The 25243-nt window shown below is 69.9% G+C and carries 22 protein-coding genes; 9 read left to right on the top strand and 13 right to left on the bottom strand.

Going from position 1 to position 25243, the window contains the following annotated elements; translation table 11 throughout:
* Positions 1-64 precede the first annotated feature (64 nt).
* From A4X17_RS00560 to A4X17_RS00590, 7 genes are all read left to right on the top strand, one after another.
* Positions 65-949 (top strand): NAD(P)-dependent oxidoreductase, encoded by an 885-nt coding sequence (locus A4X17_RS00560; RefSeq protein ID WP_064293716.1) that lies wholly within the window; start codon positions 65-67, stop codon positions 947-949.
* On the top strand, positions 946-3021 hold the full coding sequence (locus tag A4X17_RS00565) for a beta-galactosidase trimerization domain-containing protein (protein WP_064293717.1): 2076 nt from the start codon (positions 946-948) through the stop codon (positions 3019-3021). Before A4X17_RS00560 ends, A4X17_RS00565 begins: the two co-directional genes overlap by 4 nt.
* Positions 3011-3940 (top strand): D-2-hydroxyacid dehydrogenase, encoded by a 930-nt coding sequence (locus A4X17_RS00570; protein ID WP_064293718.1) that lies wholly within the window; start codon positions 3011-3013, stop codon positions 3938-3940. Before A4X17_RS00565 ends, A4X17_RS00570 begins: the two co-directional genes overlap by 11 nt.
* Positions 3941-4015: 75 nt before the next feature.
* The gene (locus tag A4X17_RS00575) at positions 4016-5320 is read left to right on the top strand and encodes an ABC transporter substrate-binding protein (protein ID WP_064293719.1); all 1305 of its coding nucleotides are present in this window, start codon (positions 4016-4018) and stop codon (positions 5318-5320) included.
* Entirely contained in the window at positions 5320-6285 is a 966-nt protein-coding gene (locus tag A4X17_RS00580; RefSeq protein WP_064293720.1) for a carbohydrate ABC transporter permease, read from the top strand. The genes A4X17_RS00575 and A4X17_RS00580 overlap by 1 nt, the downstream gene beginning before the upstream one ends.
* Positions 6282-7187, top strand: a complete 906-nt coding sequence (locus tag A4X17_RS00585) for a carbohydrate ABC transporter permease (RefSeq protein WP_079002422.1) — start codon at positions 6282-6284, stop codon at positions 7185-7187. The genes A4X17_RS00580 and A4X17_RS00585 overlap by 4 nt, the downstream gene beginning before the upstream one ends.
* A complete protein-coding gene (locus tag A4X17_RS00590; RefSeq protein WP_064293722.1) occupies positions 7184-9322 on the top strand; it encodes an alpha-amylase family protein in 2139 nt (712 codons plus the stop codon). Before A4X17_RS00585 ends, A4X17_RS00590 begins: the two co-directional genes overlap by 4 nt.
* Positions 9323-9393: 71 nt before the next feature.
* Here the strand turns inward: A4X17_RS00590 and A4X17_RS00595 are convergent, their stop codons facing one another.
* The 10 genes from A4X17_RS00595 to A4X17_RS00640 form a co-directional block, all read right to left on the bottom strand.
* The gene (locus tag A4X17_RS00595) at positions 9394-10446 is read right to left on the bottom strand and encodes a LacI family DNA-binding transcriptional regulator (protein ID WP_064293723.1); all 1053 of its coding nucleotides are present in this window, start codon (positions 10444-10446) and stop codon (positions 9394-9396) included.
* Between the two features lie 66 nt (positions 10447-10512).
* Positions 10513-11403, bottom strand: coding sequence for a siderophore-interacting protein (locus A4X17_RS00600; RefSeq protein ID WP_064293724.1), 891 nt, complete (start codon positions 11401-11403; stop codon positions 10513-10515).
* Positions 11400-13211, bottom strand: coding sequence for an ABC transporter ATP-binding protein (locus A4X17_RS00605; protein ID WP_064293725.1), 1812 nt, complete (start codon positions 13209-13211; stop codon positions 11400-11402). The genes A4X17_RS00600 and A4X17_RS00605 overlap by 4 nt, the downstream gene beginning before the upstream one ends.
* Positions 13204-14856, bottom strand: coding sequence for an ABC transporter ATP-binding protein (locus A4X17_RS00610; RefSeq protein WP_064293726.1), 1653 nt, complete (start codon positions 14854-14856; stop codon positions 13204-13206). The genes A4X17_RS00605 and A4X17_RS00610 overlap by 8 nt, the downstream gene beginning before the upstream one ends.
* A complete protein-coding gene (locus A4X17_RS00615; protein ID WP_082915814.1) occupies positions 14853-15641 on the bottom strand; it encodes an ABC transporter ATP-binding protein in 789 nt (262 codons plus the stop codon). Before A4X17_RS00615 ends, A4X17_RS00610 begins: the two co-directional genes overlap by 4 nt.
* Positions 15642-15652: 11 nt before the next feature.
* Positions 15653-16699 carry an iron chelate uptake ABC transporter family permease subunit gene (locus tag A4X17_RS00620; RefSeq protein WP_064293728.1) on the bottom strand — a complete coding sequence of 349 codons (1047 nt, stop codon included), beginning with the start codon at positions 16697-16699 and terminating at the stop codon, positions 15653-15655.
* Positions 16696-17793 (bottom strand): iron ABC transporter permease, encoded by a 1098-nt coding sequence (locus A4X17_RS00625; protein WP_082915837.1) that lies wholly within the window; start codon positions 17791-17793, stop codon positions 16696-16698. The genes A4X17_RS00620 and A4X17_RS00625 overlap by 4 nt, the downstream gene beginning before the upstream one ends.
* Before the next feature lie 8 nt (positions 17794-17801).
* Entirely contained in the window at positions 17802-18863 is a 1062-nt protein-coding gene (locus A4X17_RS00630) for an ABC transporter substrate-binding protein (RefSeq protein WP_064293730.1), read from the bottom strand.
* 162 nt (positions 18864-19025) lie between these two features.
* Positions 19026-19868, bottom strand: a complete 843-nt coding sequence (locus A4X17_RS00635) for an AraC family transcriptional regulator (protein WP_064293731.1) — start codon at positions 19866-19868, stop codon at positions 19026-19028.
* Entirely contained in the window at positions 19865-20245 is a 381-nt protein-coding gene (locus tag A4X17_RS00640) for a hypothetical protein (protein WP_064293732.1), read from the bottom strand. Before A4X17_RS00640 ends, A4X17_RS00635 begins: the two co-directional genes overlap by 4 nt.
* A 143-nt stretch (positions 20246-20388) precedes the next feature.
* Here A4X17_RS00640 and A4X17_RS19375 point away from each other — a divergent pair, with 143 nt between their 5' ends.
* Both A4X17_RS19375 and trxA read left to right on the top strand, forming a co-directional pair.
* Positions 20389-21273 carry a DUF2510 domain-containing protein gene (locus A4X17_RS19375; RefSeq protein ID WP_064293733.1) on the top strand — a complete coding sequence of 295 codons (885 nt, stop codon included), beginning with the start codon at positions 20389-20391 and terminating at the stop codon, positions 21271-21273.
* A gap of 95 nt (positions 21274-21368) precedes the next feature.
* Positions 21369-21746: a thioredoxin gene (gene trxA, locus A4X17_RS00650; protein ID WP_064293734.1), complete on the top strand. Its 378-nt coding sequence runs from the start codon at positions 21369-21371 to the stop codon at positions 21744-21746.
* Positions 21747-21766: 20 nt separating this feature from the next.
* Here trxA and A4X17_RS00655 read toward each other — a convergent pair whose 3' ends face one another.
* The 3 genes from A4X17_RS00655 to A4X17_RS00665 are packed head-to-tail and all read right to left on the bottom strand — an operon-like array spanning position 21767 to position 25232.
* The gene (locus A4X17_RS00655; RefSeq protein WP_064293735.1) at positions 21767-22402 is read right to left on the bottom strand and encodes a glycoside hydrolase family 95-like protein; all 636 of its coding nucleotides are present in this window, start codon (positions 22400-22402) and stop codon (positions 21767-21769) included.
* On the bottom strand, positions 22402-23700 hold the full coding sequence (locus A4X17_RS00660; RefSeq protein ID WP_231884249.1) for a glycoside hydrolase family 27 protein: 1299 nt from the start codon (positions 23698-23700) through the stop codon (positions 22402-22404). Before A4X17_RS00660 ends, A4X17_RS00655 begins: the two co-directional genes overlap by 1 nt.
* Positions 23697-25232: an alpha-N-arabinofuranosidase gene (locus A4X17_RS00665; RefSeq protein WP_064293736.1), complete on the bottom strand. Its 1536-nt coding sequence runs from the start codon at positions 25230-25232 to the stop codon at positions 23697-23699. The genes A4X17_RS00660 and A4X17_RS00665 overlap by 4 nt, the downstream gene beginning before the upstream one ends.
* Positions 25233-25243 lie beyond the last annotated feature (11 nt).

A 25243-nucleotide genomic window follows, 5' to 3' on the forward strand; every position in this document is an offset into this window, starting at 1 on the left:
TCACTTCTTGTCTTGGTATATCGATAGCTCGATCGACCGGGCGACAACGACAGGAAGAGAGACGATGACGACCATCGGATTCGTGGGACTCGGCGTGATGGGGCGCCCGATGGCGGAGCACCTCGCCGCAGCCGGACACGACGTGACGGGGTTCAGCCGGGGCGATGCGAGCCGATCGGCCGCCCGGGACGCCGGCCTCCGCGTGGCCGACTCCGTCGCCGAGGCCGTCACCGGTGCCGAACTCGTCATCACGGTGCTGCCGGACTCGCCGGACGTCGAATCGGTCGCGCTCGGCACGGACGGGATCCTCGCGCACCTCGCCGACGGGGCCGACTACATCGACCTCTCGACGATCCGACCCGAGACGGCTCGTGATGTGGCCACCGCCTTCATCGAGGCGGGCCACGGCGCGCTCGACGCCCCGGTGTCCGGTGGTGAGGCAGGCGCGCGCGAGGGCACCCTCTCCGTGATGGTCGGTGGTGAGTCGTCCACCCTGGAGCGTTGGCGGTCCGTCCTGGAGACGTTCGGCGCCTCGGTGGTGCACGTCGGCCCGAGCGGTAGCGGCCAGGTCGTGAAGGCCGCCAACCAGTTGGTCGTCGCACTCCATCTGCAGGCCCTCGCCGAGGCTGTCGTCTTCCTCGAGGCCCAGGGCGTCGACGTGGAGACGGCGCTCTCGGTGATCCGCAAGGGTCTCGGAGGCAGCACCGTCCTCGAACGCAAGACCGATTCGGTCCTGGCGGACGACTTCCGCGCCGGCTTCCGGTCCGAGCTCCACGCGAAGGACCTCGCGATCGTCGAAGTGGCTTCGCGAACCGCCGGCGTCGGTCTTCCCGCGACCGGACTCGTCGCACAGCTGCTCCGCTCGTTGGTCGCCCGCGGCCAGGGCGGTTCCGACCATTCCGCGCTCGTCGAGCTCGCCCGCTCGATGAACGGCGGGGCCGGCGCATGACCGTCACGGAACCACGCGCGGCCGTCGAGACCGCCGACGTCCGCCCGGGCTGGTGGCACGAGCCGTTCGACATGTTCCAGACGAACCTGCGCGAGATCGACGCGCTGCTCGACGTCGAGACGGTCCTGGACGCCATCCAGGAGCACGGTGCCGGCGTCTGGCTGCTCAACGTCGGAGGCATCCTCTCGCACTTCCCGTCGGGGCTGCCGTTCCAGTCGAGGAACCCACTGCTCGAGGAGCGCCCCGGGGGCGACCTCGTCGGTGACGCGATCGAAGCCGCGCATCGTCGTGGCGTCCGACTCCTCGCCCGCATGGACTTCTCGAAGGTCGCCGCGCGCGTCGCCGACGAGCACCCCGAGTGGTGCTTCCGGTCACCGAGTGGGGAACGACAGGTCTACGAGGGGCTGGTGAGCGTCTGCCCCAGCGCGGGGTACTACCAGGACCGGTCGCTCGACATCATCGACGAGATCCTCGACGCGTATCCCGTCGACGGATTCTTCTTCAACTGGTTCGGGTTCAACGAGGTCGACTACGGAGGACGGGTCCACGGCGTCTGTCACTGCGACGCCTGCGCCGAGGCCTTCGTCCGGGAGACCGGGATCGAGCAGCTGCCGTCGTTCGCGGGTGATCCCGGCTACCTCGAGTGGAAACGGTTCGCCGCGGCGACCATTGACCGCTTGACGGCACGCATCCGTGCGCACATCGCCGAACGAGCACCCCACGCTGGGCTCATCCTGGGCCGCTCGGCGGACATCCTGTTCCATGAGGCGAACAACGCCCTCGGCCGCCCGCTCTGGCCACACGCGACGAGTGAGTCGGTGAGCGCGTTCCGGGTCGCGCAGCCAGGCAAACCGGTCCTGGTGAACGCCGTGGCTTTCATCGACATGCCGTACCGGCTGGCGAGTGAACAGCCGGAGATGTTCGGGCAGTACCTCCTCCAGGCGGTGTCGCGCGGGGCGAACCCGTCGACGTACATCATGGGGCCGGCCGGGCTCATCGACTACGCCTGTCTCGCTCCGGCCGGGGTCGTGACGCGCTTCCACCGGGATCACGCCGACATGTACGCCGGACTGGCGCCCGCGGCCGACGTGGGTATCGTCCGACCGAACCCGCTCGCGGCGCCCGCAGAGGTGCATCACTCGTCGGTCGACGAGTTCCGTGGCCTGTTCTCCGCCCTGCTGGAACGGCACGTCGCCGTCGACGTCGTGCCGGCTGAGTCGCTGCCCGTCGTGGACCTCGGACGCTTCCGCGTGCTGGTCCTCCCGGATCTCATCGCCCCGACCGAGGAGGAGGACGCCGCCCTCGAGGCGTTCGTGCGCGCCGGCGGGCGGGTCGTCGCGACGGGGCGGTCGGGCATCCACGCGGACGGCTCCGTGGTCGCCTGGCTCCCCGGAGCGCGGCAACGGTCGCTGGAAGACGACGCGGAGGCGCTCAAGTCGAGCTACGTCCAACGGGGCGGTGGGCCGTCGGTCGAAGGCTCGGACCTCGTGCCCGTGCGTGGGCGGCTGCACACCCTGGCGTGGCGTTCCGACGCCCGCCTGCGCCACGGGTTCGTCCCGCGAGCACCGTACGGACCGCCCGAGAAGGCCCACGGTCACGTGGCGGGACCGGTATCGGCCTGCGGGGTGTTCACGCTCGGTCGTGGACGGGCCACGCAGGTCCCGTGGACCGTCGGCGCGGCGTATCGCGAACTCGGGCTCACGGCCATCCGCGACCTGATCGCCGATCTCGTGATTGACGCTGTCGGGGAGGATGGAACGGTGGGGGTGGAGGCGAGCGAACACGTGGAGGTGTCCGTCGGTCGTTCCCGAGCGGGTCTCGTCGTACACGTGCTCAACCACTCCGGTCAACGTCGGAACTCCTTCGGTCCCACCGTCCCGGTCCGTGGAACCCGCTTGCGGCTCCCCGGGAGGGCGGCCGACGCCGTCGGCACCCGCGTCCACCATGTGACCGCCGGCGACGTCGACGCCACGGTGTCGACGGTCGGAGACGATCTCCTCGTCGAGATCGTCGAGGTCGTGGACGGAGCGGTCGTCGTGGTCCCGGACGGAGGTGAGCGGGATGACGCCTGAGGTGGTCCTCATCCGCGGCGGCCAGGCGGACGCTGTGCGCTCGCGCATCCGCAGCGACTTCCCCGAGGTCCGCGTCCTCGACGACGAGACCGCCCACCCCGCGACCACGATCATCGCAGGCCGGGTGCGCGACGAGGAGCTGCCCGGGCTGCCAGCGCTCGCCTGGGTGCACTCCTGGGCCGCCGGCGTCGAGTCCGAGGTGGGACCGGTGCTCCGCGGGAGCGGCGTCACGGTGACGTCCTCGGCGGGCAACGGGGCGGTTCCGCTCGCGGAGCACGCGATGTTGCTGGCCCTCCAGCTCGACCGAGGCGGACATCGCTGGTCGGATGCCGCCCGCGGGGCCAGATGGGACCGGTTCGTCCACGGCGAGCTCGCCGGCAAGACGCTGGGCATCTACGGCTTCGGCAACATCGGCGCCGCCCTCGCGCCGCGCGCGAGCGCCTTCGACATGACCGTCATCGGCCTCCGTCGTGACGTCGGTCGCACCCCGGCCGCCGTCGATCGCCTGTACCGACCGGAGGAGGTCCTCGACTTCGCCGGGCGGTGCGACGTGCTGGTCGTGACGGCCCCGCTCACCTTGGAGACGCGCGGAGCGATCGACCTCCGCGTCCTGTCTGCGCTCCGCCCGGGAGCCACCGTCGTCGTCGTCTCCCGAGGGGGCATCGTCGTCGACGCGGACCTCCTGACGGCCCTCGACTCCGGTGCCGTCGCGGGAGCCGGTCTCGACGCGCACACGGTCGAGCCGCTGCCGGCGGACTCCCCGTTCTGGTCGCGCGACGACGTGGTGGTGACGCCGCACAACGGAGCCACAACGACCGCCACCGCCGATCGCGGAACCGCGATCTTCCTCGACAACCTCCGACGTCGGGTCACCGAGGAGCCGCTCGTCAACCGCGTCGACCCGAACTCCCTCGCCTGAACACCGGCGTCCTGGGGACGCCGTCATCGCACCACCGTCATCACTCATACAACGCCGTATCGAAAGAAGGACACCATGTCGAACATGCCGCAGGACGTCAGCCGGCGCCGATTCCTCACCTACGCCGGGGTCGGCGCCCTCTCGCTCGGAGCGTTCGCCCTCGCCGGCTGCTCCATCGGAGGCGGTTCCGGAGCCGGCGGTGCCACCACCATCCGGTTCGCCTGGTGGGGAGGCGCTGAACGCCAGAAGGCCTATCTGGCCGGGATGGACCTGTTCAGCAAGCGGAACAGCGACGTCACGATCGAGCCCGAGTTCGGTGACTACACCGCCTACCAGGAGCGCATGACCACGCAGATGGCGGCGCGCGACGTTCCTGACGTCTTCTGGATCCCCTCGCCCGCGGTGTTGACCTACCGGGACGCGAAGATCTACCGGCCACTCGACGATGTCGGCACCCTCGACCTTTCGGCGTTCAGCGAGGCGGAACTCGACCTCTTCCGGATCGACGGCGAGCTCAACACCCTGCCGAAGTCGATGTTCTCCCCGGTCCTGCGGTACAACCAGACCTTCATGGACGAGGACGGCATCGCGCTCCCCGAGACGCTCACCTGGGACAGCCTGGCCGAGTTCCTCACGGACTACTCGAAGAACAACGCCGCCGGTCGGAAGGGCACCACCTACGGCGCCTACCACGACATGCCCTTCGAGTCGTTCCTGCGTCAGCGTGGCGAGGACCTGTGGTCGAAGGACGGCAGGCTGGCCGCGAGCGAGGACGGCGTCGCCGCGTGGATCGACTGGTGGGAGCAGCTCCGCAAAGCGGGCGCGACCACCAGCATCAGCGAGCAGGACGGCATCGAGCCCGGCTGGTCCGACACCGGCGCCAAGGTCCTCGCCACCTTCGCCAACTCGAACCACATCGTCGACGAGGCCGCAGCGTTCCCCGACTACGAGTTCCGGCAGCGGGACGTCCCGGCACTCGCCGATGCGACGCCCGGGTACCACTTCACCTACTTCAGCCGGTTCGCGATGTACGCCGGGATCGAGGACGACCGCGTCGACGCGGCCGGAGCACTGATGAGCTACAACCTCAACTCGATCGACCTGCTGAAGCTGGTGGGGCTGTCGGCCGGGGCGCCACCGAGCCTGGCGCTCCTCGACGAGTACGAGCCGTCGGCCACCCCGGACGAGCAGAAGGTGATCGCGACCACCCGCGACATCGCGGCGAAGGAGCAGCGGCCCCGATACGAGGCTCCCGCGGGCTCCGGTTCATGGCGCACCGTGATGATCCGCGAACTCGAGGGCGTGACCCTCGGGAACACCTCGGTCTCACAGGCCGCGTCGAACTTCGTCTCGGCCGTCTCCTCCTCGGTGGGCGACTGATGACCCTCACCATGAAACGCGAGCCCGAGGCGCGGACCGGGACGGCCGAATCCGCGACGACGACCGGACGGAAACGGCGTCGGGCCTCCCACCAGCGGCAGGGCTGGGTGGCACACGTCTTCCTCCTCCCATGGATGCTCGGGATGATCGCCGTCACGGCAGGACCGCTGATCGCGTCCGCCGTCCTCGCCTTCACCGACTACGACCTCCTGACCGCACCGTCGTTCATCGGGTTCGACAACTTCACCCGCATGATGGGCGACGAGCGGTTCTGGGCGTCAGCACGGGTGACGGGCCTGTACGTGCTCGTCTCCGTGCCCTTGCAACTCGCCTTCGCGCTCTTCCTGGCGGTCATCCTCGACAAGGGGATCCGCGGGCTCTCCCTGTACCGGAGCGCCTTCTATCTGCCTTCGCTCCTCGGTGGCAGCGTCGCGATCGCGATCCTGTGGCGCCAGCTGTTCGGCGACGCAGGGCTCATCAACACGGTGCTCGGGTTCTTCGGCATCGAGGCGGACAGCTGGTTGCAGAACCCCGCGACCGCTCCGTGGACGCTGATCATCCTCAACGTGTGGACCTTCGGCTCGCCGATGGTGATCTTCCTGGCCGGGCTGCGTCAGGTCCCGGACGAACTCCTCGAGGCCGCCGAGGTCGACGGTGCCGGCCGGGTGCGACGCTTCTGGTCGATCACCATCCCGCTGCTCACGCCGATCATCTTCCTGAACCTGATCCTGCAGATGATCAGCGCGTTCCAGGCGTTCACCCAAGCACACGTGGTCAGTGGCGGCACGGGTGGACCCCTCGACTCGACGCTGTTCTACACCCTCTACATCTATCAGGAGGGATTCGTGAACTTCGACATGGGCTACGCCGCTGCCATGGCGTGGGTCCTCCTGATCGTCATTGCGATCGCCACGGCGGGCAACTTCATCCTTTCGCGCCGCTGGGTGCACTACGGAGACGAATGATGGCCATCACCAGTACCACCCTCGACGCCCTTCCAGCCGACCCCGATCCCACGCCGACCCGGCGCAAGCGGGACGCCGGCCGACCGCGACGGATCGTCCGCCACATCCTCCTCGTGGTGTTCGCGCTCCTCATGCTCTACCCGTTGCTGTGGATGGTGGTGAGTTCCTTCAAGCCGAGCAACCTGATCCTGTCGCAGACGGGGCTCATCCCGAGCGAGGTGACGTTGTCGAACTACCGGGACGGATGGGACTCCCTGGGGACGCCCTTCACGGCGTTCCTCCTCAATTCCGGCCTCATCGCCGTCGGGGCCATCGTCGGGAACCTCTTCTCCTGCTCCGTGACGGCGTACGCGCTCGCCCGGCTGAACTTCCGAGCGAACAAGCTGTACTTCGGCCTCACCCTCATGACGATGATGCTGCCGTTCCATGTGCTGATCATCCCGCAGTACATCCTGTTCGCGGAGCTCGGGTGGATCAACACCTACGCCCCGCTGCTCATCCCGAAGTTCCTCGCGACCGACGCGGTGTTCATCTTCCTCATGGTGCAGTTCATCCGCACCATCCCGCGGGAACTCGACCACGCGGCGATGCTCGACGGTGCCGGCCCGTTCCGCATCTTCTGGTCGGTGATCCTGCCCCTCATGCAGCCGGCACTCATCACGACGACGATCTTCACCTTCATCTGGACGTGGAACGACTACTTCGGACCGCTCCTCTACCTGACGAAGACGAAGTTGTACACCGTGCCGGTGGCGCTCAAGTCGCTCGTCGACACGGAGACGCAGAGCGGGATCGGCATCATGTTCGCGATGTCGCTCATCTCGCTCGTCCCGATCCTCCTCTTCTTCCTCTTCGCGCAGAAGTACATCATCAAGGGCATCGCCACGACGGGAATCAAATGACGACGACACAGCCGCTCACGACCGGAACCGACACGATCGCCTGGTTCTCCGGCGACCAGCGCTGGACACAACTGACGTTCGTCGAGGACGACCCGCTCCACTTCGACCTCGACGCGTGGGCCGACGTCCTGGACCGCACCGCGTCGACCGCGATCTGCATCAGCGCCGGGGGGTACATCGCGTTCTATCCGACCTCGATCCCGTTGCACTACCGCAGCCGGCACCTCGGTGACCGCGATCTCCTCGGCGAGATCGTCGATCTCGCACGGAGTCGTGGCATGGTCGTCATGGCTCGGATCGACCCGCACGCCGTCCATCGGGACGTCCGTGACGCCCATCCGGAGTGGATCGCCCGGACCGAGGACGGGGAGCTCCAGGAGCACTGGGCACACCCGGGCACCTTCGTGACGGACTCGTTCGGCGACTACAACTGGGAGTTCACGACCGAGGTCGCACGCGAGGTCACCGCGGACTACGACATCGACGCGGTGTTCGCGAACCGGTGGCAGGGCCACGGACCCGGGTACACCGAGACCGCGCAGCGACTCTTCCGCGCGGCGTCCGGGCTCGCCCTGCCGACCTCACGCGACGCCGTCGACGGAGAGTCCTGGCGGGCTTACCGGGGCTGGCGCCGGGAGCGGCTGAGCGACCTGGTCGCCCACTGGGACGCGGCGGTCCAGGACGTGAAGCCGGAGGTGCGCTTCATCCCCAACCTCGGCTCGTTCGCGGCGGGCGAGCTTCGCGACGACGTCGCCCGCCTGCATGTCCCGTTCTTCCTCGTGGACCACCAGGCGCGCAACGAGGGGGAGACCCAGTGGGCGGCCGGCCGCGACGCGAAGCGGACCCGGTCCATCCACCCCGACAAGCCGGTGGGGCTCATCACCTCCGTCGGGCCCGAGTCGCACGGCTACCGCTGGAAGGACTCCGTCAACGCGGGTCAGGAGACCGTGGGCTGGATCGTCGACGGCTTCGTGCACGGAGCGTTCCCGTGGTTCACGAAGTTCGCCGCGCGGATCCACGACACGCGCTGGATTCCAGCGGTCGAGCGGGCGTTCACGCTGCATCGCGAGATCGGTGCGATCTGGCAGCAGTCGCGCCCGGTCGCCGAAGTGTGCGTCTGGGACGTGGACAACGCCTTCGCCGACGCACGGACGCGACGGGCCGCCTCCGGCATGTACCAAGCACTCGTCGAGCTGCGGACGCCGTTCGAGTTCGTCGGCCCCCGTGGCCTGCATCGGCTCGGACTGCCTGAGACCAGGGTGGTCGTCCTCCCGGAGATCGACGAGATCGACGAACGGTCCGCCGCCGCCTTGCGTGCCTTCGTCGAGGGCGGCGGTGAGCTCGTGGTGACCGGAGCCGGGCCCCTGATCGACGGGGGTACACCGCTCGTGACCGAGCTCACGGGCGCACCGCTGACCGCCCGTTCGGCCGGGGTCGTCCGGAACAACTACGTGCAACGCGCGTCCGACGGTGCACTCGCCGCCGGATTGGAAGGCGCGGACCGCATCATCGGTGGAACCCGTCTGGCCCGCTTCGCGCCGACCGCCGAGGCCGTCGTGCACTGGCGGTTCGTGCCGGATCACCCCGACCTCCCCATGGAGGAGGTCTACCCGCGGGGTGAAGCCGTGGACCCCGCGGTGTTCCGTGCGTCGTTGGCGACGTCGGACGACGGCGGGACGGTGCAGGCGGGCGCCGGGACGGTCCAGGTCATCGCCTTCAACCTCGCCGAGCTGTACCACGAGACGCTCCTCGGTGATCACCTCACCCTGCTCGGCAACACGATCGAGGCCGCACTCGGGGGATCGAGTCTGGTCAGCATCGACGGCCCGGGGCTCCTGGATGCGGCGGCGTGGACGGACGGAGCGGCGTTCATGCTGGCGTTCGCCAATCTCACCGACCCGTTGGCGATGCGGGGCCAGCAACGTGCGGTGACCGAGCTCACCGGCATCCGGGTGCAGATCGACGCCGCGCGACTGGCGGAGGCCACGGGGCGTCCCGTCGTCCCGGCCGAGCTCATGGCGGAGGTGGTCCTCGACGATCGGCGGACGCCGGCTCCGGTGGCCGTGGCCGACGGCACGATCATCGTGGAGCTCCCGACCGTCCGCGAGCTCGGGATGGTCAGACTGAGCTTCTGAGGGAGGGTGGGCCCACGCCCGCTGATCGGGGTCGGCACTGCAGATGTCGGCCCCGACGCGTCCCGGTCTCGTCAGCGGCCGCGCGGCGGGGCGGTGGACTGACGGACGATGAGCACCGGCTTCTCGAGCGGTACGTCCTCCTCGATGGTCTCACCGAGGAGGCCGAGGAGCTTCGCCGCCGCCGCCCGCCCACGCTGGAACGCGAACCGCTGGACGGTGGTGAGCTGGGGGTCGACCCATTCGCCGACCTCGAGCCCCTCGAACCCGACGACCGAGACGTCCTCGGGGACCCGCAGGCCTCGGCTCTGGATCGTCCGCATCCCGGCGATCGCCATGGTGTCGGTGCCGTAGAGGATCGCCGTCGGCGGTGCCGCCCCGTCGAGGAGCCGACTCGTCTCCTCGGCGGCGGCCGCCGGCGAATAGCCGACGCTCGAGATGGAGTGCGGGGTGAGCCCGTGATGGGCGAGCCGGGCGGTGAACGCCTCGCGTCGGATGTTCGGGAGCACGAACCCGGCGGGGCCGCTGACGAACGCGACGTCGCGGTGGCCCAGACCGACGAGGTGGTCGACCGTCTCGGGGATGCCGGCGCTCGGCGGGTCCGCGTCGATGTAGTCGACCACGCCCGGCTTCCACGGGGTGCCGACGAGCACCGCGGGCACACCGAGGTCGCGCATGAGGTCGAAGCGGGTGTCGCCGACCACCGAGTTGGTGAGGATGACGCCGTCCATCCGCTGGCGCTCAGCGAGGGACCGGTAGAACGCCGACTCGTCGTGCTGTCCCGTGAGGAAGACGTTCAGGAGGAGCCCGTACTCGCGGGGACTGAGGAGGGACTCGATCCCGGAGATGAGTCCGACATTGGCCGCACCGACCTCGGGAACCGGGGAGGAACTGGTGAGGACGAGCCCGATCGCCTGGGCGCGCGAGGTCCGGAGAGCGATCGCAGCCGGGTTCGGCGTCCAATTGAGTTTGCGCGCGGCCTCCCGGACACGCTCGGCGGTCGGCGGCGAGATGCGACCCGTGCCGTTGAAGACCTTCGAGACCGCTCCCGCCGACACGCCCGCGAGCGCGGCGACATCGGAGATGGTGGGGCGGCCGTGTCTCCGGCGCCCGGCAGGTGAGGTCATGGCCGTGTCGTCCTTTCGCCCTCAGCCTATTGGGCCGGACACCCGAACCCGTGGACCGGCGAGAGGTCAGAGCCCGTGCCGTTCGAGCTGCTCCTCGTACCGGATCTGTACGTCCTCCGGCTCGACGCCGTCGATCGGCGCCCAGATCGCCTCGAGTTCCCGCTGGACCGAGGCCGGGAGGGCGGCGAACTTCTCGTCCCATGCTGCGATCGGCGTCCAGTAGCCGACCACCTTGAACCGGGTGGCGGGTAGCCCGAGCTCCTTGCGCAGATACTTGCGCACGTCGCGGAGCGCCACCGTCTCGCCGGCCACCCAGATGTAGCCGTGATCGAGCGGGAGGCGCTCGTCCACGACACTCCGGACGAGTCGGCCCAGCGCGCTCGGGCCGTGTCCGTTGCCGCCCACCACCCAGGTGACCGTCACGTCGTCGTTCGTCTCGACCGCGACCCGATCCCGCTCGCTCGGCACCTCGAGCACCACGCGGGTCCGCAGTCCGCGCGGAGTCTGTGCGACGATGCGCCTGACTGCGGGAAGGCCGGTGAGGTCCGCGACGAGCACCTGCCAACCGATGTCGGCGGGCGGCGCGTACAGACCGGTGGGCGAGTTCAGGCCGAGCACGTGCCCGGGCTGGGCGCGAGCCGCCCACGGCCCCGCGACCCCGGCCTCGTGCACGACGAAGTCGATGTCGATCTCGACGGGGTCCTGCCGCACGGCGCTGATCGTGTACGTCCGCATCGGTGCCTGTGGGGAGCCCTCCGGCGTCTCCCACCAGTCGCCTGCCGGTACCGGGAGCGAGACCTCCGTCGGGTCGGCGCCGTGGGGGAAGAAGACACGGACGTACTCATCACCCGTGCCGGTGCTCGCGAAGTCCTCGACGCCCGGACCGCCGAGGGTGATGCGGATCAGGTTCGGGCTCAGGGGTGTCGCTGCGGTCACGATGCCGCGATGGATCTTCATGGCGTCTCGGCCTCTCGGGTCGGTTCGGTGTGCTGGGTCGGGTGCGGGCTGTGCGCGAGCCAGGACTCGCGGTAGGGGCCGGGCGAGGCGAGGAGCTCGGCGTGCGTGCCGTGTTGGACGATCCGACCGTCCGCGAAGACCGCGATCCGGTCGGCGGTGGCGGCCTGTTCCAACCGGTGCGCGATGAGCAGCGCGGTCCGGTCCGTCCGAAGGGCGGCGATCGCCGCTTCGACGGCGTCGCGATGGTGCAAGCCGACGTCGGCCGTCGCCTCATCGAGGATCACGATCGCCGGGTCCGTCAGGAACGCCCGAGCGACCGCGAGTTGCTGGATGCGTCCCTCGTCCAGCGGCACGGGCGACGGCCGCGAGTCGGTCGGGTCCGCCGCCGGGTCGTCCTGCAACGCGGTGACCGCCCATTCGGCTCCGACGGCACGGAGCGCCGAGACCATCTCGTCCCGGCTGGCGTCCGGCGCGCCGAGCCTCAGGTTGTCGGCGATCGAGCCACGGAAGTGGTGGAGCTCCTGCGACAGGTAGTACGGGGCGTGGCCGACGAGCACCCGCCCCGACGTCGGGGGATGGTGTCCGGCGACGACCCGCGCCAGGGTGCTCTTGCCCGAGCCGGACGTGCCGACGAGCGCCGTGGTCGTCCCGGGCGGCACGTCCAGGGTGACCTGCGTGACCCCACGGTCCGTGGTCGGATACCGGAACGTCAGGTCGTGCACTCGGATCGCCGGCGGTGCGGCGACATCGTCCGCGGTACCGCCGACGGGCGAGGGCGACTCCGGCATCGCGGACGACGTTGCTGCGAGGTCGATGACCCCGATGAGCCGAGCCAGCCCGACCGTGGCCCGCTGGATGTCGTCGAGCCCGAAGATGAGCCGGCCCACCGGATCGAACAGCCGGTGGAACAGGAGTGCGGCGGTGGTCACGAGTCCGACGGTGATCGTGCCCTGCAGGTTGAGGAGGAAGCCGGTCGCCAGGATCGCCGAGAGTCCGACGAGCTCACCCGAGTTGATCCATCGGAACAAACGGTTCGCGACGCGCACGCCCTCGATCTGCGCGTCGATGGAGGCGGCCGCGCGTTCCCGGACGCGTTCGAGCGCGTGGTCCGTGCCCGCGAACGCGGCGAGGGTCTCCGCGCCGTCGACCGCGTCCAGCACGGCCTGACTGCGCGACGCTTCGCGGATCCGGACCGTGCGGAACACCACTCGGGATCGCCGGAGGAACGCACGGGTCCCGAGGACGTAGCACGGCGCCGAAGCGAGACCGGCGAGCGCGAGCCACGGGTCGACGGCTGCCAGGGCGACGGCCGACACCCCGATCGCGAACCCGGCGGAGAGCAGGGTCGGGGCGACGTTCCCGCCGGCCTCCGCGACCGCGTCGACGTCGCCGGTGACCCGGGACAGGAGATCGGCACGCTCGCCGTCGTCGACGGTGCTCACCGGGAGCCGCATGGCCGAGGCGAACACGTCCTCGCGCAGTTCGGCGAGCAGGTCCTGCACCAGCCCCGTGAGCACCCGAGTCGCCCACAGCGTCACCGCGACCGCCCCGACAGCGCCGACCGCGGCTGCGGCCACCCAGCCTGAGACGACGCTCAGTCCGGCATCGGAAGCGACGGCGTCCACGATCCGCCCGAGACAGGCGGGCATCACGACGCCCAGTGCGGCGGCTGCGAGGAAGAGGACCACCACGGCGGCGGTCCGTCCGCGGTGGCGTCTGAGGAGGGCACCGACGACGGTTCGGACGCGGGAGCCGTCGGCGACGGGGAGCATCTCGGCGGTGCTGGGCTCCATGGCGGGATCAGTCATGGCGGGTCTCCGAACCGGGAGTGAGCTCGACGACCCGGTCGCAGGCGTTCAACAGGACCGGCGAGGTGGTGATGACGACGACGGTGCCCTCGTGCGCCGCGAGTGCTCGGGCGATGCGGGTCTCCGTGAGGACGTCGACGGCCGACGTCGGTTCGTCGAGGACGAGCACGTCCGCACCGGCATGGAGCGCCCGGGCGATGCCGACGCGCTGGCGTTGCCCGCCGGAGAGCCGTCTGCCCGCCTCACCGACCGGAGACGACCAACCGCCGAGCTGCACGACCGCGTCGTCGAGCGCCGCCATGCCGACGAACACCGCATCCGGGTCGCCGGTCGCGTCATGACCGCGGACCGCTTCCGCCAGGGTGCCGCTCATGATGCGCTGGCCGTGCGGTGGCGCGACCACACGACGGCGGTACGCCACCGGGTCGAGGTCCAGCTGGTCGACGAGTGTACCGTCGACGGCGAGCGAGACGCTGCCGCGCTCCGCGGGGGTCCGCATGCCGAGCAGGCGGGAGAGGGCGCGCGCGGTGTCGCTGTCGGGCGGCCGGACGCCGAGCAGTTCACCAGCATGGACGTCCACCGGTCGGTCCTGGTGTTCCGGGCGGAAGGACAGCACGACGTCGGACGCAGGGCCGGAGTCGGACATCTCGTCCAGCCGACCGCCCGTTTCGAGTAGGTCGTCGGCGTCGACGACCGCGGCCAGGCGTTTGGCGGACGCGAGCTTGTGGATCCAGTTCGATGGGAAGGAACCCGCCTGTGCGAGGTACCCGCTGATGAACTGCGCGAGACCGAGCACCGTCACGAGCTCACCGATGCTGATCCGCCCATCCGCAGCGAACCAGGCGGACAAGCCGACGAGTGCGGCCATGACGAACGCCGCCAGCGTGCCGCTCACGGCGTCGAAGAGGGCGAGGGACCGCCCGGCGGCCGTCGCTGCGCGTCGTGAGACATCACTGGCGGCGTCATATCGCCGGACGGCTTCAGCCCGCCCGCCGATGCCGACGAGCACTCGGAACCCGCTCATGAAGTCGGCGGCCACCGCTCCGGCCTCGGTCGCCGCCCGTTGCTCGGCGAACCCTCGGCGCTCCAGCGGGCGGGACACGACGCGCATGACGAGCATCATCCCGATGGTCGACACGAACACCACGATCGTCGCCACGGGCGAGATCACCGACATCGCCAGGGCGGCTCCGATGATCGCGGCGATGGTCGCCGACTGCTGCGCGACCGACCAGGCGACGCCGGCCACCCGGTAGGTGTCGGACGTGACGACCGTCAGGGCCTCACCGGCCGACAGGTTCTGTCGTGAGAGCTGCGGCCGAAGCACCCGGGAGAGCGTGAGGTGCCGGAGCGCCTGTTCGCCGTGCCCGTAGATCGACACCATGAGGCGCGACGCCGACTGGTAGCTCATCGTCAGGACGAGGAAGGTTCCGACCAGGACCCCGATCCAGACCCCGAGGGTGACCGGATCGGACGGCACCACCGCGCGGTCGATGGTCGCCCCGATGATCACGGGGATCGCCGCCTCCGACAGGGCGTGCACGATGAGGAGGCCGGTCGCGGCGACGAGCATGGCGCCGCGACCGTCCGCTCCCAGCGCGATGCCGAAGAGGCGCCGCGGCGTATTCGTCGTCGTCCCGCTCACCGGCTCCGCCGTCCGAGCGGGAGCACCAGCGGGGTACCGGAGACGGGGTCGGTGATGACCCGGCACGGCAGGTCGTACACGGCCTCCACGAGGTCGGCGGTGATGATCTCCTGCGGATCGCCCTGGGCGACGATCGCGCCGTCGCGCATCGCGACGAGATGCGTCGCATAGCGGGCGGCGTGGTTGAGGTCGTGGAGGACCGCGACGAGGGTGGTGCCGCTGCGGTGCAGATCCGTGAACAGCTCCATCAGCTCGATCTGGTGCGCGATGTCGAGGAACGTCGTCGGCTCGTCGAGCAGCAGGTGCTTCGTCTGCTGGGCGAGTGCCATCGCGACCCAGACGCGTTGCCGCTGTCCGCCCGAGAGCTCGTCGACCAGCCGGCGGGACAGCTCCGTGACCCCCGTCGCGGCCATCGCTTCCGAGACCGCCGCTTCGTCGGCCCGGCTCCACGTCCGCATCGCGCTCTGGTGCGGGAACCGGCCGCGCCCGACGAGGTCGGCGACGGTGATCCCGTCGGGGGCGATGGCGGATTGGGGGAGGAGCCCGAGTCGGCGAGCGGTGTCCTTCGGTTTCGACGCACGGATGTCAGCACCATCGAGGAGGACGGCGCCGGCGGTCGGGCGCAGGAGCCGTGCGAGTCCGCGGAGCAGGGTCGACTTGCCGCAGGCGTTCGGTCCGATGATGATCGTGAACGAGTCGTCCGGCACCTCGAGCGACAGCTCGGAGACGATCGGAGCATCGCCGTAGCCCAGGGTGAGGTCGCGGGCGAGGAGCGACGTGGTCATGGGAGTTCCTTTCACGTGCGGCGCACGAACTGGGCGGCCAGCAGGCAGGTCAGATAGATGCCACCGACCGAGAGCGTCACCACGCCGACCGGGACCGCGAGCAGCTGGGCGACGGCGTCGGAGACGACGACCAGGGCGGCTCCGGTGAGCATCACCGGCGCGAGGCCCATCGGGGTGTTCGAGCGGGTGAGCCGTTGAGCGATCTGCGGGGCGGCCAAGGCGATGAACGAGATCGGGCCGGCGGCGGCGGTGACGAGCGCCACAAGGGCCACACCGACGACCATGGCGATCAGCCGGGTGCGTCCGGGACGCACGCCGAGGGCCATGGCGGCGTCGTCGCCCATCTCGAGCACGGGGAGGGAACGTCGGAGTGGCCGAGCCAGCAGGGCGAACACGACGAACGCCGTGGCGGCGGGGAGCAGTTGGTCGAAGCCGAGCGAGGCGAGAGAGCCTGCGCCCCAGGTGGCCGCCATCATCGCCTGCTCGACGCTGACCGAGATGAGGATCCAGGAGGTGAGGGAACCGAGCCCGGCTGAGACACCGATGCCGACGATGATCAGCCGGAAGGACGACATGGTGTGGCGGTTCGCGAGGACGGCGACGAGCAGGGCGGTCAGCAGACCGCCGACGAGTGCCCCGGCGGCTTTGAACAGGTAGGTGTTGAGCCCGAGGACGAGCATCGTCAGCGTGACGCCGAACTGCGCGCCGACACCGAAGCCGATGATGTCCGGTGAGCCGAGCGGGTTGCGGGTGAGCGACTGGAAGATGCCCCCGGCGAGCGCGAGTGCCGCTCCGCAGAGCACCGCGAACAGCACCCGTGGGAGTCGCCACTCGGTCACGACCTGGCGGACGTCGGGGTCGGACGCGGGGTCGACGATCGCCCGGATCACCGCGTCGAAGCCGATCTCGTACGCGCCGATCGTCGTCGCGAACAGCCCTGCTCCGATGATCACCACGACGAGTCCGAGGCACACGAGGACGGACCGCACCGGTACGAGCGTCGCGATGTGCACGGTCTCCACGCGGATCTGGCGTCGGCCGTGGTCGACGACGCTCACAGTCCGCTCACCCGCTTCCGACGGACGAGCATGATCAGGATGGGGGCGCCGAGGAGTGCCGTGACGATCCCCACCCGGAGCTCTCCGGAGGGCAGCACGATCCGGCCGAGGACGTCTGCGAGCAGCAGGAACGCGGGGCCGATCACCATCGAGTACGTCAGCACCCAGCGCTGGTCGGGGCCTGTGGACCACCGGACGACATGGGGGATCATGAGTCCGACGAAGGCGATGGGACCGGCGGCTGCGACGCCCGTACCGGCCAGGAGGGTCACGGCCACGACGACCCACACCCGGGTGCTGCGCACTCGCGCCCCGAGCGCCTGGGCGAGTTCGTCTCCCAGGGTCAGCGCGTTCAGCGACCGGGCGCAGAGCAGGCCGATCACGAGGCCCGCGACGATCAACGGAGCAGCCCAGGTGAGCTGGTCGAGGGTGCGGCCTCCGATGGATCCCACGCTCCAGAAGCGCATGACCTGCAGGGTGCCTTCGTCCCGCAGCACGATCGCGGTGGTGAAACCGGTGCAGGCGGCACCGAGGGCGACCCCCGCGAGGGTCAGTTTCATCGGGGTCACGCCCGAGGCCCCGACGGATCCGAGCGTGTAGACGATCACCGTGAGGATGAACGCACCCGCCAGGGCGAACGGGACGTAGGTGCCGGGAGTCGTCAGTCCCAGGACACCGACCGCGAAGGTCACGGCGAACGACGCACCGGCGTTCACCCCGAGGATGCCCGGGTCGGCGAGCGGGTTGCGGGTGAAGGCCTGGATGAGCCCGCCGCAGACGGCGAGCGCCGCACCGACCAGGATGCCGAGCAGCGTCCGTGGGACGCGCAGCTCCATGACCATGAGGTGCAGGGGGTTCGCGTCGTCGTAGGCGACGAGCGCGCGGACGACGGTCAGGGGGTCGATGGCCCGATTGCCGATGGCGAGTGAGGCGACGGCTGCGGCGATCAGCACCACGGTGGCGACGAGGAGCCCGACGGCGAGGGTCCCGGTGCGGTGGGGCGAGACGTCCGCGCGTCCGGCCCCACCGGGCGTCGGGACGTCCGCCGCCCCGCCCGCAGCCAGCGCTGCTGACGGGGCGGCGGACCGGGACATCTCCGACGTCACTTGCCGTCGATGGTCGGCTCGCCCTGCAGGGCCGCTGCGAGGTCGTCGACGTAGCCGGGCAGGACGTACTGCAGGGACAGGACGGTCGGCGCGCTGATCGCAGAGGCCTTGGCGGCGTCGGCGTAGATCACGTAGGACCCGGCGGCGATCGGCGCCCAGCGCGACACCACGGCGTTCTCGACCGTGTACGTCCCTTCCTCGGCGCTTCCGCCCCATGCGGCGAACAGGTCGGCGTCCACGTCGTAGAGCTGCTCGAGGCTGACGCCGGTGTACCAGTTGTCGCCCTCGGCGCTCGCGAGGAAGCCGTCCATCGCCGAGGTCGAAGTGAAGCCGAGTGCTTCGGTGATGCGGACCCGCGGGTCGTACTCGAGGTAGACGCCGAGGTCCGTCCCGCCCTCGTTCAGGGTGAGGCCCCAGACGAAGCTCTTGTCGTCGAACTCGGGGTGTGCGTCGGCGAGGGAGGTGATGAGATCCTCGGTCTCGCCGATGAGCTCCTCGGCCTTGGCCTCCTCCGACATCGCCTTCCCGACGGTGCGGGTCATGCCCTCCCAGGTGCCCGGGTTCCAGGGTCCCTCGATGTAGGGGACGGTCGGGGCGATCTCGGTGAGCCGCTCGTATTCGATGTCGGTGACACCGGAGTAGAGGCTGAGGATCAGGTCGGGCTTCAGGGATTTGATCGCCTCGTAGTTCGGGCCGTCGTCCGTGAAGGGGATGATCTCGGGCATCTCGCCGTACGCCTCGGAGACGTAGTCTTCGAACCAGGGCTGGTAGCCGCTCTCACCGGCTCCCCAGACCTCTTCGATGCCGACGGGGTTGGTGCCGAGGGCGGCGACGATGTCGGGCGTCATCCACCCGAGGGCCACGATCCGTTCCGGCTTCTGCGGGATGACGGTCTCACCGTGGGCGTGTTCGATGACGACGCCGTCGGTCGATGCCGTCGTCGATCCGGTGTCGCCGGTGGCGGCCGAACATCCGGCGAGAGCGAGAGCGGTGGCGATGACGGCGGCGAGGAGGGTGGATCCTCGGCGGACGTTCGGGCGCGCGAAAGCGTGCGGCATGGGGCTCCTTTGAAGAGGGGGGAGTGGGATCACCGCTGGCGATCCGGAAGTTAGGTAAGCATGTCCTAACAGAACGATCGTAGGGTGCTTGACGGCGTGACAGTGTCGAGGAACCGACGAGTTCTGTCGCCGATCCGACAGGACGATGCGTGCCCGGGTGGATCAGCGCCAGTAGAGCTGGTGGGCGGGGTCCGCCTGCACCCGTTCCACGTACTCCCGCGGGGTCATACCGAACCGGGCCCGGAAGCTCGCGGAGAAGGCGCTCGAGGACGCGTACCCGCACCGGTGCGCTGCAGCGCCGATCGGCATGCCGTCGATGATCAGCCGCCCCGCGAGCGTCATCCGGACGCCCGTTCGCCACCGGGCGAAGCTCATCCCGGTGTCATGCTGGAAGATCCGCAGCACGGTGCGCTCGTGGAGGCCGTGCACGTCGAACAGCTCGCGCGCGCCCCGGAGGTCACCCGGGTCGGCGAGGATCGCACGGACGAGCGGACGGACACGATCGTCGGACGGCATCGGGATCTCGCCCCAGCCGTCCGCCGTCTCCGGCGCGGGCTGCTGCAGCATCTCGATGAGGACCGCCTGCGCACGGACCCGGAGGTCGGTCGGCATGTCGTTGATCCCGAGGTGGAGCAACATCTCCTGCACCGCACGCGGGACCAGGACCTGGGTGACGGTCTCGACGGGCGCGATCAGCGAGGTGGCGGGGAGGTAGGTGTAGCACCCGGTGGAGTCGCGCTCGTGGTGCGCGGTGTGCGGCGTGTGTGCTGGGATCCAGACGCCTTGACCCGGTGCGAGGCGCCACATCGCGTTCGGGAGGTGCACCCACACGGTGCCGCGGTAGCACCAGGCGAGCATGGCGTCCGGGTGACGGTGCGGTGGCGAGAGCGGGCGACTCCCGGTGTCCTCGTCGGTGACGACGCCGGTGCCCATCAGATACGGTTCGGCGACGGACGACGGATGCTCGGGGCTCGCGTCCCAGTCGACCTGGCTGTACGGGCTCAACGAGCGCTCGTGCCCGCGTCGTCGATCAGCGGGAGGCCGTCGTCGTCGAAGCGGAAGCCCTTCGCTGCCAGCCGGCGTTCCGCCTCGTGGTGGACGACGCCACGCTTGCGCGGATCGGCTTCGAGGAGGCGGATCAGAAGCTCGTCCGTGGCGTTCGGGTGCAGCGCGATCTCGATGCGCGCACCCCAGAAGCGGTCCTCGAGGAAGAGCTCCAACGCCGCTGGGTCGGCTGCCGGGTTGTGGGCCGCAGCGGCGCGGATCGCCTGATTGGGGTCGTTCGCGAGGACGGAGAACTCCTCGAACGTGCTCGCCGATCGCGCGAGCTCGTAGCGACGTCCCTCGTCGGCGATCTGCTCCGGCGTCTTGCGTTTGGCCACGGTGGTCCCTTCATCACGTCGCCGTCAACCTACCTGGCTCGCACGATGTTCGACAACGGTGGCTTGCCGCGATGACTCGCAGACGGGACACTGGGGTCGCTGCATGGACGTCATGAGCGTGATCTTCGGGGGAAGGAGCAGCGATGACCGCTGCACCGGGATGGTACGAGGCGGGGACGCCGGGCAAGTTGCGCTGGTGGGATGGAACGCAGTGGACTGCTCAGGAGGCCGACGCCGCGCCACCGGTGAAGCAGGAGGTGCCGGTCACACTGCTGGCACCGACTCCCGTGGCGTCGCCGTCGCAGCTGCCGTCCGGACCGCAGCCGGGCTGGTATCCGACGGGGCCGGATCAGCTCCGATGGTGGGACGGCTCGCACTGGACGGGGCTCAGGGTCAAGAACGGGAAGCCCGGGACCGACTGGGCGACCACCGAGCAACCGAGCTTGGCCTGGGTGTTCGGCTCGGTCTTCCTCGTGCTCGCGTTCGTGCAGTTCAGCCTCGGCGCGCTGTCCAGCCACCTGTCGGTCAACGGATTCCCGATGCTCCTCCTGACGCTGCTCTGGTTCGGTATCGCCGCCCAGACGACGGCGGTGCGGCGGATCCCGCAGCCGGTCGCCGCCCCGGTGGTCATCGACGTGGTCCGTCCATTGCCGGGTGAGCAGGACGGTCCCGGTGCCGGTTGGCACTCCGTGTCGCCGCGGGCGACGAGGTGGTGGACCGGCTCACGCTGGGCCCAGTACGTCGGAACCCAGTACGGTGTCCGGCCGACGTTCCATGGAGCGCGCGCGTTCCGCATCTATCTCGTCATGTCCTGGGCCGTCCTCGGGATCGGTGCGCTCGCCTTGGCCGTCGGCGTGGTCATCCTCGTCAACAGCAGCGGCGACGGCTACGGCTTCCTCGGAGGGATCATCGGCGGCATCGTCGTCGGTGGCGGCGTCCTGTTCGCGGTCCTCGGCGGGGTGCTCCTGATCATGTCGCGGATGCAGCGCCGGCTCCTCCTTCTCCCGGATCTGCCGCCCGGGCGCTGACCGCGGCACGGCACAAGGGGAGGACGACCGGTCGTCCGCCGGTAGGCTCGTCAGTCGGATGCAACGCGTCCGACCACCGATCCGAAGGGCACACGATGACCACGCAGGAACTGACCATCTCGAACTTCGAGGACACCGTGTCGGCCGAAGGCATCGTCCTGGTCGACTTCTGGGCCGAGTGGTGCGGCCCGTGCAAGGCTTTCGGCCCCGTCTTCGAGCAGTCGAGCGAGCAGCACCAGGACGTCGTGTTCACCAAGGTCGACACCGAGGCGAACCAGGAGCTCGCGAGCGGGATGCAGATCACGTCGATCCCCACGCTCATGGCGTTCCGCGACGGCGTGCTCGTCTTCTCGCAGGCCGGTGCCCTCCCGGCGCCGGCACTCGAGAACCTCATCTCCCAGGTGCGCGGTCTCGACATGTCCGAACTGCACGCCGCCATCGCAGCGGCGAAGGCGGAGGCACGGGCCGAGTAGCCGAGGTCCGGAGGAGGCGGTCAGTCTTCCGGATCGCCGGGTGGACGCGCGAACTCAAGCCGGTGGACACCGGGCTCGTCGAGCCTGATCCGCCGCCGCCCGGCCGGCGCGCCGTCCTCCAGCCGGGTCGGCAGTACGCCGCCAGGGCCCGTGATGGTGATCATCGAGCCGTCGTCCGGCAGCTCGACCAGCACACCGCCGGCCGCGAGAAGCAGCGTCGCCGCGACGGGGCGATGACGGCTCCACTCGACATCCGCGACGTGTCCACCACGGACCCGGAACCCTCGGAACCGTCCCGCCGACCACTCGGTCGGGAGGGTCGGCAGCAGCGACAGGACACCGCCGTGCCCCTGGACGAGCAGCTCGACGACACCGGCCGTCCCACCCAGGTTGCCGTCGATCTGGAACACGTCGTCGAGGTCGCCCATCGGGTGCAGGTCGAGCAGCGAGGCCGATGACAGCGGACCGAGCAGCGTGTCGAGCGCCTCGGACGCGAGCCCTGGATCACGGAGTCGTGCGGCCAGGCAGAGGACCCAGGCAATGTCGAGCGCCGCGCCCAACGTCCCGTTCCCGATGAGGAACCGATCGACGAACCGGGTGGCCGGTCCGTCGAGTTCGATTCGATGACGCTCGACGCGCTGCTGTCGGTGATCCATCAGTGGTCGAGTCGGAGCAGCACGGCACCGTGCGCGGGGAGGGACGTGTCGACGGCGCCGTCGACGACGGGCAAGGGCCGACCACTCCACAGCTCGGTGACGGACGATCGATCGGCGCAACCGAGATCGGCCAGGTGCACCCGCAGCCTGGTGTCCGCATCGCCGAGCCAGAACGCCGCGCGCCACCGGGTCTCGCCGAGCTCCGCCGCCCAGACGACGAGGTCGCCGTCGCGGATGATCTCCCGGCTCCCGTCGCTGCCGAGCAGGGCGAGCACGTCCGGGTTGGTGAGCAGCGCGAGCGTGTGCGCCGGGGTGTCCGGGAGGTGGCCGCCGAAGAAGAGCGGCGACCGGCCGATGCACCAGAGGGTCATGAGCGTCCGTTGTTCGTCCAGGGTGAGGCGACTCAGCCGGTCCGAACCGACGTGGGCCCGGATACCGATCCGCCCGAGCGGGAGCATGTCGGCATCGGCCCACGCCCCCGGACGCTGGAGGGGCGCCCAGCGGGCCAGGCGCTGGAACTGTTCGAGCACCGCCGACCAGTCGTCCCAGAGGTCGTCGGAGATCCGCCACAGCTGCGCCGTCGATCGAAGGGTGTCGAGGTGCTCGGTCGAGAGTCGCTTGCCCGGGGACAGGCTGAGCACCATCGGTCGACCGGTCGAGTCGATCGCCCGCGAGATGGCCTCGATCTCGGCGGTCTGGATCGGCGGGTAGAGCACGTCGTCGAGCTTGATGAGGTCGACACCCCAGTCCGCGAGCTGTGCCATGACCGAGTCGTAGTAGGCCTGGGCGCCCGGGGCGGTCATGTCGACGCCGACGTTGTCGGGGTTCCACGGGCAGACGTTGGACGGATCGGCGATGTCCCCGCAGCGGGCGGTCGAACCGAGGATCGGTAGGTCGAGGTCGACGGCCAGACGCGGCACGCCACGCATGAGGTGCACCCCGAAGCGGAGCCCGAGCGCGTGCACGCGGTCGGCGAGCGCGCGGAAGCCGCCCGACGCCGCAGACGGGAACCGGTTCGGCGCGGGTTGCGGTCGGCCCCAAGCGTCGAGCGTCGGCTGGGAGACGCGCTCGTAGTCGCCGACGCCGGGCGCCGGTTCGTACCACTGGATGTCGACGACCACCGTGTCCCAGCCGACGGGCAGCAGGTGCTCGGCAAGGAACGCGGCGTTGGCGAGTACCTCGGCCTCCGTGACGGACCCTCCGAAGCAGTCCCAGCTGTTCCAGCCCATCGGCGGGCGGTCCGCCCGCGCCCGACGTGCTGCACGCACCTCGGTGACCGCGATCTCCACCTCGCTCATGGCGCGACGACCTGAGCCGTGATGGTTGCGAACGAGTGCGGTGGGAGCGTGACGCGAAGACCCGTCGGTGTGACGTCGAGACCCGTGAGCGGTCGCGGTGACACGGCGTCGGTCTCACCGGGACGGTTGTGGGCGTCGGGCCGCGCAGCGGTGAGCAGCCGGCCGTGCGGCTCGACCACGGACCCGCCACGGACGTCGACCTCGATGACGAGTGGCGCGTCGAGGTCGACGTTCGTCAGCGAGCAATGGAGGACGCCGTCCTTGACGCTCGCCGAGGCGGAGACGGTCGGGATGCCACCCGCGTGTGCGGCGTCGGCGTCGCGGACCGGCCCGACCACGTGCGTCGGGAGGGACGTGGCGTCCTGGTGCGGGCTGTTCATCTCGAAGACGTGGAAGGTGGGCGTCCGGACCATCTCGCCGCCGTCGGGATCGGTCAGGAGCATCGCCTGCAGGACGTTGACCGTCTGCGCGATGTTGGCCATGCGCAGCCGGCCCGCGAATCGGTGGAACACGTCGAAGTGCCAGGCGGCGACCATGGCGTCGCGGATGGTGTTCTGCTGGAACAGATGCCCGGGGTGCGTGCCCGGCTCGACGTCCCACCAGGTGCCCCACTCGTCGAGCACCATGCCGAACCGTTCCTCCGGGTCGTACACGTCCATGACGGCGGCGTGCGACGACAGCAGCTGCTCGACGCCCTGTGCCGCGGTGATCGTGCTCCAGTACTCCGCGGCGTCGAACCCGGTCGCGCTGCCCTTCGCCTTCCAGCTGCCGCCGATCGTGTAGTAATGCACCGAGACGGCTTCCCAGGGGGTCGCCGAGAACGGGTGGGTGGCCACGTCGGCGACGACCTCCATCAGCGTCTTGGTCCAGGCCACGTCGAACCCGTCGGCGCCGGCGGCGACCCGGTAGAGCGGGACCTTCCCGCCGCTCTCGCAGAAGGTACCGAATCGGCGTGCCAGGTCCGCGTACGCGCCGGCCCGCAGGTTGCCACCGCACCCCCAGGGCTCGTTTCCCAGCCCCCAGAACGGGACGTCCCAGGGCTCCTCCCGGCCGTTCGCGCGACGCAACTCGGCCATCGGGGTCTCCCCGGCACCGGTCAGGTACTCGATCCAGTCGGCCATCTCCTGCACCGTGCCCGAGCCGAGGTTGCCCGAGACGTAGGCGTCGGCACCGAGGAGCTCGCACAGCTCCATGAACTCGTGGGTGCCGAACGCGTTGGTCTCGCTCGTCCCGCCCCATTGCGTGTTGACGAGCTTCGGGCGGTCCTCGCGAGGTCCGATGCCGCTCGTCCAGTGGTAGCGGTCCGCGAAGCAGCCGCCCGGCCATCGGAGGTTCGGGATGCGCAGTTCGCGGAGCGCCTCCACGACGTCGAGCCGGATGCCGCCGATGTTCGGCACGGGCGAGTCCTCGCCGACCCAGAAGCCGTCGTAGATCCCGCGTCCGAGGTGTTCCGCGAAGTGGCCGTAGACGTGTCGGCTGATCGTGGGTCCTGGCCGGTCGAGGTCGACGGTGACGGTCGCAGTGGAGTCCATGGGTGATGTGG

The sequence above is a fragment of the Plantibacter sp. H53 genome, from assembly GCF_001650455.1.
Classification (GTDB): Bacteria; Actinomycetota; Actinomycetes; order Actinomycetales; family Microbacteriaceae; genus Plantibacter; species Plantibacter flavus_A.